This window comes from Kineococcus vitellinus, from assembly GCF_009906315.1.
In the GTDB taxonomy this organism is placed as follows: Bacteria; Actinomycetota; Actinomycetes; order Actinomycetales; family Kineococcaceae; genus Kineococcus; species Kineococcus vitellinus.
Genome location: NZ_JAAALL010000156.1, coordinates 1 through 10,559, shown reverse-complemented (window position 1 = coordinate 10,559; position 10,559 = coordinate 1). Strand labels below are relative to the sequence as shown.

14 protein-coding genes are annotated in these 10,559 nt (G+C 74.8%); 3 read left to right on the top strand and 11 right to left on the bottom strand.

Features of this window, described 5'->3' with window-relative positions; all coding sequences use genetic code 11:
* The 6 genes from GTQ99_RS27565 to GTQ99_RS14040 all read right to left on the bottom strand — a co-directional run.
* Positions 1-118, bottom strand: a 118-nt coding sequence (locus GTQ99_RS27565; protein ID WP_420814495.1) for a DUF5996 family protein, incomplete at its 3' end; no start/stop codon positions are given.
* Positions 119-225: 107 nt separating this feature from the next.
* On the bottom strand, positions 226-1,260 hold the full coding sequence (locus tag GTQ99_RS14060) for an aminoglycoside phosphotransferase family protein (RefSeq protein WP_166616359.1): 1,035 nt from the start codon (positions 1,258-1,260) through the stop codon (positions 226-228).
* 85 nt (positions 1,261-1,345) lie between these two features.
* A complete protein-coding gene (locus tag GTQ99_RS14055) occupies positions 1,346-2,122 on the bottom strand; it encodes a MerR family transcriptional regulator (RefSeq protein ID WP_166616358.1) in 777 nt (258 codons plus the stop codon).
* 14 nt (positions 2,123-2,136) lie between these two features.
* Positions 2,137-2,910, bottom strand: coding sequence for an ABC transporter permease (locus tag GTQ99_RS14050; RefSeq protein ID WP_166616360.1), 774 nt, complete (start codon positions 2,908-2,910; stop codon positions 2,137-2,139).
* Complete coding sequence (locus GTQ99_RS14045; protein ID WP_338074994.1) at positions 2,910-3,764, bottom strand: ABC transporter ATP-binding protein; 855 nt, start codon at positions 3,762-3,764, stop codon at positions 2,910-2,912. Before GTQ99_RS14045 ends, GTQ99_RS14050 begins: the two co-directional genes overlap by 1 nt.
* The gene (locus tag GTQ99_RS14040; protein WP_166616357.1) at positions 3,761-4,132 is read right to left on the bottom strand and encodes a DUF1048 domain-containing protein; all 372 of its coding nucleotides are present in this window, start codon (positions 4,130-4,132) and stop codon (positions 3,761-3,763) included. Before GTQ99_RS14040 ends, GTQ99_RS14045 begins: the two co-directional genes overlap by 4 nt.
* 209 nt (positions 4,133-4,341) lie before the next feature.
* On the opposite strand from GTQ99_RS14040, the gene GTQ99_RS14035 reads away from it, so the two are divergent.
* Both GTQ99_RS14035 and GTQ99_RS14030 read left to right on the top strand, forming a co-directional pair.
* Positions 4,342-4,659 (top strand): hypothetical protein, encoded by a 318-nt coding sequence (locus tag GTQ99_RS14035; protein WP_166616356.1) that lies wholly within the window; start codon positions 4,342-4,344, stop codon positions 4,657-4,659.
* 92 nt (positions 4,660-4,751) lie between these two features.
* Positions 4,752-5,693, top strand: coding sequence for an SDR family oxidoreductase (locus GTQ99_RS14030; protein WP_166616355.1), 942 nt, complete (start codon positions 4,752-4,754; stop codon positions 5,691-5,693).
* A 19-nt stretch (positions 5,694-5,712) separates the two neighbouring features.
* On the opposite strand, the gene GTQ99_RS14025 is transcribed toward GTQ99_RS14030, so the two are convergent.
* The 4 genes from GTQ99_RS14025 to GTQ99_RS14010 form a co-directional block, all read right to left on the bottom strand.
* Positions 5,713-6,162, bottom strand: a complete 450-nt coding sequence (locus GTQ99_RS14025; protein ID WP_166616354.1) for a GNAT family N-acetyltransferase — start codon at positions 6,160-6,162, stop codon at positions 5,713-5,715.
* Between the two features lie 60 nt (positions 6,163-6,222).
* Complete coding sequence (locus tag GTQ99_RS14020) at positions 6,223-7,083, bottom strand: LD-carboxypeptidase (RefSeq protein WP_205707471.1); 861 nt, start codon at positions 7,081-7,083, stop codon at positions 6,223-6,225.
* A gap of 178 nt (positions 7,084-7,261) precedes the next feature.
* Positions 7,262-7,756 (bottom strand): hypothetical protein, encoded by a 495-nt coding sequence (locus GTQ99_RS14015; protein WP_166616352.1) that lies wholly within the window; start codon positions 7,754-7,756, stop codon positions 7,262-7,264.
* 316 nt (positions 7,757-8,072) lie between these two features.
* On the bottom strand, positions 8,073-8,507 hold the full coding sequence (locus GTQ99_RS14010; protein WP_166616351.1) for a MarR family transcriptional regulator: 435 nt from the start codon (positions 8,505-8,507) through the stop codon (positions 8,073-8,075).
* 72 nt (positions 8,508-8,579) lie between these two features.
* On the opposite strand from GTQ99_RS14010, the gene GTQ99_RS14005 reads away from it, so the two are divergent.
* Complete coding sequence (locus GTQ99_RS14005; RefSeq protein ID WP_166616350.1) at positions 8,580-9,521, top strand: NAD(P)H-binding protein; 942 nt, start codon at positions 8,580-8,582, stop codon at positions 9,519-9,521.
* A 15-nt stretch (positions 9,522-9,536) separates the two neighbouring features.
* On the opposite strand, the gene GTQ99_RS14000 is transcribed toward GTQ99_RS14005, so the two are convergent.
* On the bottom strand, positions 9,537-10,487 hold the full coding sequence (locus GTQ99_RS14000; RefSeq protein WP_166616349.1) for an SDR family oxidoreductase: 951 nt from the start codon (positions 10,485-10,487) through the stop codon (positions 9,537-9,539).
* Positions 10,488-10,559: the final 72 nt, after the last annotated feature.

Genomic DNA, 10,559 nt, shown 5'->3' with positions numbered 1-10,559 from the left:
GCCGGACCTTGCCGACGATCTGCAGCCACATGTGCAGGGTGTCGCGGGTGGGTGTCCAGTCCTCCACCCGCAGAGCGGGCCACGCCGCCCCGCTCACCTGCCCGGCCGGCACGCTCATCAGATCCCCCAGGGAGGTTCGGTCGGTGGCGATCCAGGTCCGCCCGACTGTAGCCGCACCCGGCCCGGCCGGCGGGAGCTCGGCACCCGCCACGACCGCGGCAGCGTTCAGCGGGTCAGCTCCAGCGCCTCCCCGCACCAGCCGACCAGGTGCGACAACGCCGCACCGCGCTGGTGGTACAGGTGCTCGGCGTCCGCGCGGCGGTGGTAGGCGTGGTGCTCGTCGTCGCCGGCCTGGGCCAGCAGCAGGGGCAGCAGCCAGGCGTACTTCACGCACGAGGCCACCACCCCCAGCCGGGCCTCGCGCTCGCTGCCCTCCCAGCCGCCGGCCCGCAGCCCGTCCAGGTACGCCGGCCAGCACGCCGCCTCCAGCTCGGCGAGGCGCTCGGCCGGCCAGAAGAGGTCGAAGACGGCGTCCGGCAGGTAGTTGCCCAGGTCCTCGCCGACGGCGCCGTCGCCGGCGAAGGCCCAGTCCAGCAGCACGACCTCGCCGCCGGGGCGGCGGACGGCGTTGGCCACCCACGCGTCCAGGTGGCACAGGGTGCGGGGCAGGTTCTCCACGACGTCCAGCAGGTGCTCGCGGTGGGCCAGCAGGCGCTGCCAGCCGGCGCGCAGGTGCGCCGGCCAGGTGTCGCGGACCAGCGGCCGCGCCCAGGCGGCGTCGTCGTCGACGAGCGCGAGGTTCCCGGGACGGCTGGTGGAGTAGGCCCGCAGGAAACCGCGGGAGGCCCACGGCGGGGCGGGCCGCAGCGGCCGGGCCTGCCAGCGGCCCAGCGCGGTGGCGGTGGCGACGTGGTCGGCCAGGCTGAAGTCGGCTCCCGCGGTGCCGTGGACGTCCTCGAGCCACAGGTCGACGCCCTGCTCGTCGCGCTCGACCTCGGCGGCCGGCAGGTCCAGGCCCGTGCCGGCCAGGCCGGCCCGCAACCGGGGGTCGGTGTAGACCGCGGCCTCGCGGGCCCAGTGGTTCCAGTCGGTCGGGGTGTTCGAGGAGGCCCAGTGCGCCGGGGCGCCGGGAACGGTGCCGGTGCGGCGCAGCCGCTTGTGGATGCGGGTGGTGCCGTCGGCGGCGTGGACGCGCTCGACGGTGCCGGTCGTGGCGTTGTTCCGGTTGAACCTCAGCGTCTCGCGCTGCTCCGCGGGCATGGCGGCGATCCTCGCAGGTGGGGCGGCGCGAACCGGAGCGGACGACGCCTGCCGACGGCGTCACCGGCCGTGGCCGACGACCGGGCTACGTGCGGCGCGTCGCGGCACGGACGCGTTCGGCGCGCGTGATGCCCTTCCAGCCCCGCTCCTCCAGGAGGACGAGCAGTCGCTGAGCGGCGGGGGAGACCTGGGCCGCTGCCGCGTCCAGCAGGGCGACCACCTGGTCGTCGAGGCCTTCGCCGCTGACGTCGCCGGACTCGAGCGCCCGCGTCGAGATGCGGTCCAGGACGTCGGCGACCTCGACCACGCGCGGGTCCTCGGCGGTCCAGTCCAGGGCGCCGCTGACCAGGCCGTAGAGCCGGACGAGGTCGGGATCGGCCAGGTCCTCGTGCTTGTCCGCGATGATGGCGTCGATCCGGTCGGGCATCCGGGCCGCGAGCACGATCCAGGCGTCGCGCTCCTTCTCGATGTAGCGCTCCTGCACGCCCAGCCCCCGCAGCCGGTCCAGGTAGCCGACCACGCTCGCGGGGAGCGCCAGCTGCTCACCCGCGGCGAGCCGGGCGAGCCGCCGGCGGGTGCCCTGGAGCCTGCGGACCTCAGCGCGCAACCGCGCGTCGATCTCCCGGACGCCTTCGGCGAACTCCTCCGCACCGGCGTCCAGGAGGTCCTCCACCTGCGCCAGCGGAACCCCGGCGCTGGCGAGGACGTGGATGCGGATCAGGCGCACCACCGCAGCCGCGTCGTAGCTGCGGTACCCCGAGCGGTCGCGGTCGGGCTCGGGCAGCAACCCGATCCTGTGGTAGTGGCGCACCGCGGCCACGGTCACCCCGGCGTAGGCGGCGAGCTGGCTGATGCTGAGCACGACCTCATCCTGCCTCAGGCGCTCTTGCGCCGGTAGGTGACCATCGCGAACGCGTGGGCGAGCACGAGGATGCCGACGCACCAGGCCAGCGCGGTCCAGGTGCTCCCGTCGACGGGGCGCCCGGCGAACAGGGCGCGGACGGTGTCCACGATCGAGGTCACCGGCTGGTTCTCGGCGAACCAGCGCACCGGTCCCGGCATCGACGTGGTCGGGACGAACGCGGAACTGACGAAGGGCAGGAAGATCAGCGGGTAGGAGAACACGCTGGCGCCCTCCACGGTCCTCGCCGACAGCCCGGCCACCACCGCCACCCAGGTCAGCGCGAGGGTGAACAGGACGAGGACGCCGGCGACCGCGAGCCAGTCCAGCCCCCCGGCCCCGGTCTGGAAACCCATGAGGAGCGCGACACCCACCACGAGCACGAGCGAGGTGAGGTTGGCCGCCAGCGAGGTCAGCACGTGCGCCCACAACGCCGACGAGCGGGCGATGGGCATCGAGTCGAACCGGTCGAAGATGCCGCCCTGCACGTCGGTGAAGAGTCGGAACGCGGTGTAGGAGACGCCCATCGCGACGGTGATGAGCAGCACGCCGGGCAGCATGTAGTCGACGTAGGAGCCCGACGCCGCCTCGGGTCCGGTGTCGATCGCGCCGCCGAAGACGTAGACGAACAGCAGCATGATCGCGATCGGCATGACCGCGGTCGTGATGATCGTGTCGGGACTGCGCGTGACGTGCTTCATCGACCGCCCGGTCAGGGTGGCGGTGTCCGCCAGGAAACGCGTCACCATCACCGTCGCCCCCTCGTCCCGGAACCGGCAGCGCGTTCGCCGCCACCGACCTCGCCCGCCCCGTCGTCCACCCCGACCTCGTCCACCCCGTCCTCGCCGACGAGGGCGAGGAAGACGTCCTCCAGGGACGGCTGCTTCTCGACGTGCTCGACCCTCGCGGGCGGCAGGAGCCTCCTCAGGTCCTCCAGGGTGCCCTCGACGAGGATGCGTCCCCGGTGCAGGATCGCGATCCGGTCCGCCAGCTCCTCCGCCTCCTGCAGGTGCTGCGTCGTCAGCAGCACCGTCGTCCCGCCGCGGGCCATCTCCTGCACGCTCCGCCACACCTCGATGCGCGCCTGCGGGTCCAGCCCCGTGGTCGGCTCGTCGAGGAAGACGATCGAGGGGTTCCCGATGAGGCTCATCGCGATGTCCAGCCGGCGGCGCATCCCGCCGGAGTACGTCGACGCCTTCCGGCCACCCGCACCGTCCAGCGAGAACCGGGCGAGCAGCTCGTCCGCGACCCTCCCCGGGTTCCTCAGGTGGCGGAGCCTGGCGACCAGCACGAGGTTCTCCCGCCCCGTGAGGATCCCGTCCACGGCGGCGAACTGCCCCGTCAGGCTGATCGACTCCCGCACCCGCCCCGGCCGGGTGGCGACGTCGAAGCCGTTCACGCTCGCCGTCCCGGAATCGGCCCTCAGCAGGGTGGACAGGATGCGCACGGCGGTGGTCTTGCCCGCCCCGTTGGAGCCGAGGAGCGCGAAGATGCTCCCGCGCGCCACCTCGAAGCCCACCCCCCGCAACACCCCGAGCTCACCGTAGGCCTTCCGCAGACCCTGCACCCGGATCGCGGGGTCGGCGGCGGGTGCGATGCTCACGAGCGGCTCCCGTTCTCCGCCTCGGCGTCGGCGATCGCGCTGACCAGCCGCCGCCGCTCCTCGTCGATCCACTCGCCCGCGGCGTACTTGCCCAGCAGCGTGTCGGCGAAGTGCACGGGATCGCCACCCACGACCTCGCTGACCGGCGTGCCCTGCGAGGCGGCCCGCTCGAAGACCTCCACGAGCTCCACGTGCAGGTCCACGAGGACGTCGCCCTTGGCGATCACCCCGCGGCGCAGCAGGTACCGCTCCAGCGCCTCGACCGCGCTCCGGTAGCCCGACGGGAGCGCCCTCACCCGCACCTCGTGCTCGCGCCACCGCTTCTTGTCGCCGATGTCGCCGACGACCTTCTCGATGAAAGCCGACATCGTCCGCCTGCCTCTCGTGGAGCCGCTCCCACCCCGTGCGGGAGCTCCTGACGTCAGCGTGCGGGGTTGATGCGGCATCAAGGTCAAGCCCGGATCCGGGACGGGTCCGTGGATCGCCCGTCAGCTCGACGCGTCCTCAGCGTTCTTGCCGCGCGAGCAGCAGTCGTGCTCAGCTGGTGGTGCCTCGACGACGAGCGGTGGAGGAACACGTGCGAGTCCTGGTCACCGGCGCGACCGGCAGCGCCGCGCGCTCGGTGCTGCAGGAGGCGTTGCAGGGTGTGGACCGCCTCTACCCGGCGCCGGCGCCGGCCACGGCGCAGCGGGTGGTGGCGGCCGCCCGCGACGCCGGTGTGAGCCGCGTGGTGGACCTGTCGGGCGAGGACGCCGGCTGGTACGTGGACACGGTGCTGGCCGGGTCCGCCGCCGGTGGCGCTGCGAGGACTCCCGTCGTGCGGGAGCTCCTGGGCCGCCCGGCCACCACCTTCGCGCGGTGGGCGCGGCAGCACGCCGGGGAGTTCCGCGGGTGATCGCGGAAGGGGTGGGGCCGACTGCTGGACAGCCTCCGCGAGGACGTGGAGGCTCTGCTCGACACCCGGACCGCGGCACGAGAGGACGTCAGGTGGACGACGCCGGCGACGCACCCGCCCCCGATCGGCCGCTGCGGGGCAGGGTGGCCCTGGTCGCCGGAGCCACCCGGGGCGCCTCCAGGGCGATCGCCGTGGAGCTGGCCCGCCAGGGGGCCTTCGTCTACGCCACCGGGCGCAGCAGCCGCAGCGAGGGCCCCTCGGAGTACGGCCGGCCGGAGACCATCGAGGACGTCGGCGACGAGCTCACCGCGGTCGGCGCCGGCGTCGGCCTGCGCGTGGACCACCTGGACCCCGAGCAGGTGCGCGCCCTGGTCGCACGCGTCGACGCCGAGCACGGTCGCCTCGACGTCCTCGTGATCGGGCTCTTCGGAGCCGACCACTACGCCCAGTTCGGCCACGCGCTGTGGGAGCACGACCTGAGCGGCGGGCTGCGGATGCTGCGCATCGGCATCGACGGCCACCTGATCACCTGCCACGCGGCGGTCCCGCTGCTGCTGCGCCACCCCGGGGGCCTCGTCGTCGAGCTGACCGACGGCACCAGCGAGTACAACCGCGCCTACCGCCACCAGAGCGGCATGTTCTACGACATCTCCAAGGCCGCCGCCGAGAGGATCGTGCTCGGTCTGGCCCACGAGACCTCCCCGCACGCCACCGCCGTCGCGGTGACACCCGGCTGGCTGCGCTCGGAGGTCATGCTCGAGCTCTTCGGGGTCACCGAGGACGACTGGCGCGCCGCCACCGCCCGCGAGCCGCACTTCGCCATCTCCGAGAGCCCCCGCTACGTGGCCCGGGGCGTCGCCGCACTGGCCGCCGACCCCGACCGGGCCCGGCTCACCGGCACCGTGCAGTCCTCGTTCGGGCTGGCCGAGCGCTACGACCTCACCGACGTCGACGGCAGTCGGCCCGACGCCTGGCGCTACATCACGGAGGTGGCGGACGCCGGACGCCCGGCCGACGCGAGCGGCTACCGCTGACCCGTGCAGGCGGAGCCGCTCACCCCGCACCACCCGTGGCGGTCGCCGTGGCGGTCGTGAGGTGGATGAGACCGGCGTCGGTGCGGCGGAAGCCGCACGCGTCGAGGTAGAAGGGCCCCAGCTCGGCGCCGAAGTCGACGAACAACCACTCGCAGCCGGCGGCCGCGGCGTGGTGGACCGCCACCTGCACCAGCTGCCGGCCGATGCCCCGCCGCTGGTGGCTGCCGCGGGTCTTGGTGTCGATGAGGAAGGCGTGGTCCCCGCCGTCCCAGGCGACGTTGACGAACCCGACCAGCAGGCCGGACCGGTCGCGGGCACCGACCCAGCCCAGGCTGTGCTCCCGGACCCGCGACCACCACCCGGCCTCGCAGCGGCCGCCGTGGGAGAGCGCCAGGTCCACCACCTCCTCGTCGGCGATGGGTTCCCGCCAGCGGTAGTCGATCCCGGGAGGGGAGTGCTTCGCCGTCACGGGTTCCACCCTCGGGCAGCGGGAGCGGTGGAGGCGACGGGTTTTCCCGGCCGGGTGGGGCTACCGCGTCAGCGCGTCGACGGTGAGCCGGCCGGTGTCGGCGTCCAGGACGGCGGGCACGCCCAGCGGCACGGGCACCGGGTCGGGCAGGTGCCCCAGCGGCAGCCCGCCGAGGATCGGCACGCCCAGGTCGTCGAGCAGGTCGTGCAGGACGTCCACGACCGTCCACCCCCGGTCCTCGTAGCCGGCGAACTCCTCGAAGCTGCCCACCACCACGCCGGCGACGCCGTCGAGGGTGCCGGACAGGCGCAGCTGGGTCAGGGCGCGGTCCACCGTGCCCAGCCCGGCGGCCCGGTGGGCCTCCACCAGCAGCAGGCACCCCGCCCAGGAGACCTCGACCACCCCGACGCAGCGGGCGAGCATCTCCAGGTTCCCGCCGACCAGGGCGCCGGCGGCTCGACCGCTGCTCGTCAGCGCGGCCGTGACCGCGGCCGGGTCGCTGCGGACCACGGCGCCGGCGGCGTCCACGAGCTGGGCGCGGACGGCGTCGGCGTGGGCGCCGTCGACGGCGCCGTGCACCGCGGGAACCCCCGATCCGCGCCAGAACTGGTGCAGGGCGGTGATGTCGCTGTAGCCGACCAGCGGTTTCGGGTCGCGCTCCAGCGCCTGCCGGTCGATGCCGCGGAGCAGGCGCAGGCTGCCGCAGCCGCCGCGGGAGGCGACCACCGCACGCACCCCCGGGTCGCGCAGCGCCCGGTCGAGGTCGGCGAGGCGGTCGGCGTCGGTGCCGGCCTGGTACCCGCGGCGGTCGGCGACGTGGGCGCCGAGCTCCGGTCGCAGCCCCCACGAGGTGAGCGCGTGCAGCAGCGGGGCGAGGTCCTCGCGGGAGTCGGGCCAGCTGGCGGGGGAGACCACCGCCACCCGGTCACCGGGCGAGAGCCGAGCGGGGAGCCTCGTCGGTGGCGGTGGTGTCACTCCGGTCATCGTAGGAGGACGAGCAGCGCGTCACCACGGTCGGTGGACGGCCGCCGGCCGGAGAGCGTCCGGCCGGTGCCGTGACGGCGCACCGCCCGCACGGGCGGGCGTGGCGGTGCCGGCCTCAACGACCCTCGTCCGCGGGCGGCGCGAGGACGAGGGTGTGCTCAGCTGCCGGCAGTCCGGCCTGGGGCCAGCTGGTGCGCAGGTGGACCCGTCCGTCGGTGGGCAGCTGGCGGATCCAGTAGGTGGCCTCCCAGGAGAAGCGCACCTCGCCGGTGGCGGTGTCCTCGAAGGTGCGCACCGAGCGGTCTTTCACGGGCACCCGATCGGCGAAGTCGTCGAACTGGACGTGCAGCACGGGTTGCGCGCCGGAACTCCCGCCGCCGTCGGGGTCCGCGAGTCGACGCGGCTCGTCGAACACCCACCGCTTGGCGGCTTCGGCGTGCACGCCGTCGGCGCTGAGGTGCAGGTGCAGCATCAACCCCTCGGTGTCGGCGTGAACTCGGACCTGCGTCAGGACCGCGCGGATGCCGCGCGCTCGGCTGAGCAGCAGCGGTCGGTGGACGGGCACGCCGGCCTCGTCGGGGACGATGCTGGGCACCCAGCGCTGGCGCACGGGTCCAGTGTCACCGGGGTGGAGCTGGGGAACAAGGTCCGGCTCCGGTGGTGAGCCCCGTCCAGGCGCACCGCGGGACGACCGTGCGCTCGGCGCAGCGGCTGCACCAGCTGCGACAGCCGCACCGGGACCACCGGGTCGCCCGCCTCGAGGAAGGTGCTGGGCGGTACGGGGATCCTCGCTGCGGACAGCTCGAGCAGGTGGTGCTCGTCGCTGCTCCAGCGGACCAGCGGACCAGCGGGGGCGGGTTGCGCAGGTCGCAGCGCTGCGCGGTCGCTTCGACCCAGGCCAGGCGGGGCGGAGGTGCCGCCCGACCCTAGCGAGACCCCTCGACCATGCGCAGCAGCACGCCGTTCAGCGCCGCCACCTCCGCCTCGCTCATGCCCAGCCGTTCCGGTCTGTTCGCCTCGCGCACCGCCGGCCACACCACCGCCAGCAGCTCGCGGCCCGCGGCGGTCAGGGCCAGCGGGTTGCGCCGTCCCTTGGAACGCTCCGAGCCCCGGGTGATCAACCCGCGCGCCACCATCCCGTCCAGGACCCCGCTCATCGACTGCGGGCGCACCAGGACCTCCCGGGCCAGCTGGGCCTGGGTGAACTCGGCGCCGGTGGCCAGGTGCGAGAGCACGCCGAACTGCACGGGGGACAGCCCGTGCTCGGCGAACACCGCCGTCAGCTCGCGCTGGGCGCGGTGCGCGGCGCGGATCAGCGACCACGTCACCAGAGCGTCGATGTCGCCTTCGGTCAAGTCCACGGTCGGCTTGCCACCCCCTTCGAGGAGGGGCAGTCTCTCACCAACAGGTTCCTGCTACTGAGTGAGGTCGACGTGCCCGCACCCACCACCCACCCCGATCCCCGGCTCGACGGCTCCGCCACCCCGGCGCGGGTGCTGGTCACCGGCGCCACCGGCGACATCGGCACCGCCCTCGTCGCGGAGCTCACCACCGGCGGCGTCCCCTTCCGGGTGCTGTGCCGCCGGCCCGCCCAGGTGCGCGCCTTCACCGATCGCGGCGTCGAGGCCGCCCTGGGCAGCTTCGAGGACGAGGCCGGCCTGGGCGAGGCGATGCGGGGGTGCGAGCAGGTGTTCCTCAACACCCCGCCGGGTCCGGAGCAGTTCCGCCAGAACCGCGACGCGATCGACGCCGCCGTCGCCGCCGGGGTCCGCCACGTGGTGAAGGTCTCCACCTCCGACGCCCGCCCCCGCTCGGCCATCCCCTGGGCGCGCGACCACGCCCTGGCCGACGAGCACCTGCGGCGCAGCGGCCTGGCGTGGACGCTCCTGCAACCGGGCGCCTTCACCGAGAACCTGCTCGTGGAGGCCGCGGCGATCCGGCGCGGGTGGCTGCCGCAGACCAGCGGGCACGGGGCCACCGCCTGGATCGACGTGGCCGACATCGCCGCCGTCGCCGCCCGCGTGCTCACCGACCCCGCCGTGCAGGGCGGACCCGGCGAGGACGGCCGCACCTACCTGCTCACCGGCGACCGCCCGCTGTCCTACCCCGAGGTCGCCGCAATCCTCACCACCGTGCTGGGGCACCGCGTGCGCTACGTCCACGTGCCCGCCCCCGCGTTCTACGGCGTGCTGCGCGCCACCGGGGTCCCCGCCTGGCAGGCGCGGGGGCTGGTCCACCAGTTCGTGGACGTGGTGCGCCGCGGGCAGGACGACGGGCGCCTGTGCAGCAGCGACGTCCCCGACCTGCTGGGACGCCCCGCCAGGACCGTCGCCGACTTCGCCCGCGCGCACCGCGCCGAGCTCAGCCGCGCCTGAGGCGCCCGGCGGTGCTCACGCCGGCGCGGGCGCGCTGAACGACACCCCGGCCAGCTCCTCGGAGACCCGCCAGACGCGCTCGGCCTCCCGGACGTCGCGCAGGGGGCGGAAGAGGGCGTGCTCGGTGGGGCGGCCGCCGAGGTGACCGGGCCCCGCGGGGCCGTGCAGCCGCCCGCCGCGGGCCTGCGCCGAGGTGGCGGCCAGCAGCGCGGGCAGCTGGGCGCTGTCCACGGTGCCCACCAGGATCCCGGCGCGCGAGAGCCGGCGGATGACGGCGATCTGCGGGGTGTCGCGCTCCCTGCCCAGTTCCGCGCGCGCGGTGAGCAGGCTGGTGGGGGCCACCCCGGGGTGCGAGAGGTTGCTGGTGATGCCCCAGCCGCCGGCGCGGCTGCGCCGCTCCAGCTCGAGGGCGAACAGGCCGAAGGCGATCTTGGACTGGCTGTAGGCGCGCATGCCGTCGTAGGAGGACTCCCAGTTCAGGTCGTCCCAGTTCACCCGCCCGGCGCGCGCCGCCACGCTGATCTGCGAGGTGACCCGGGCGCGCCCGGCGACGAGCAGCGGCAGCAGGTGCGCCACCAGCGCGACGTGCCCCAGGTGGTTGGTGCCCAGCTGCAGCTCGAAGCCGTCGGCGGTGACCTGGCGCTCGGGCGGGGTCATGACCCCGGCGTTGTTGATCAGCAGGTGGACGGGGAGCCCCTCGGCGCGCAGCTGCCCGCCGAGGGCGGCCACCGACTCCAGCGAGGACAGGTCCAGCTCGCGCAGCGAGAGGCGGGCGGCCGGGTGCCGGCTGCGGATGCGGGCCAGGGCCGCCTCGCCCTTGGCGCGGTTGCGGACGGGGAGGACCACCTCGGCGCCGGCGGCGGCGAGGCTGCCGGCGATGCCGAGGCCGATGCCGTCGCTGGCGCCGGTGACGACGGCTCGTCGGCCGGACAGGTCGGGCAGGTCCAGGTGGTGCGTGCGAGGCATGGCGTTGCTCCTGTGCTCGTGGGGATCGGGGTGGACGGGGCAGGCGTGGATCGGGGCAGGCGTGGATCGGGG

What these genes read in the sequence shown, in the direction of transcription:
- GTQ99_RS14050 (WP_166616360.1), bottom strand. Translation starts at nt 2,910, where the DNA reads ATGGTGACGCGTTTCCTGGCGGACACCGCCACCCTGACCGGGCGGTCG.
- GTQ99_RS14040 (WP_166616357.1), bottom strand. Translation starts at nt 4,132, where the DNA reads ATGTCGGCTTTCATCGAGAAGGTCGTCGGCGACATCGGCGACAAGAAG.
- GTQ99_RS14060 (WP_166616359.1), bottom strand. Translation starts at nt 1,260, where the DNA reads ATGCCCGCGGAGCAGCGCGAGACGCTGAGGTTCAACCGGAACAACGCC.
- GTQ99_RS14000 (WP_166616349.1), bottom strand. Translation starts at nt 10,487, where the DNA reads ATGCCTCGCACGCACCACCTGGACCTGCCCGACCTGTCCGGCCGACGA.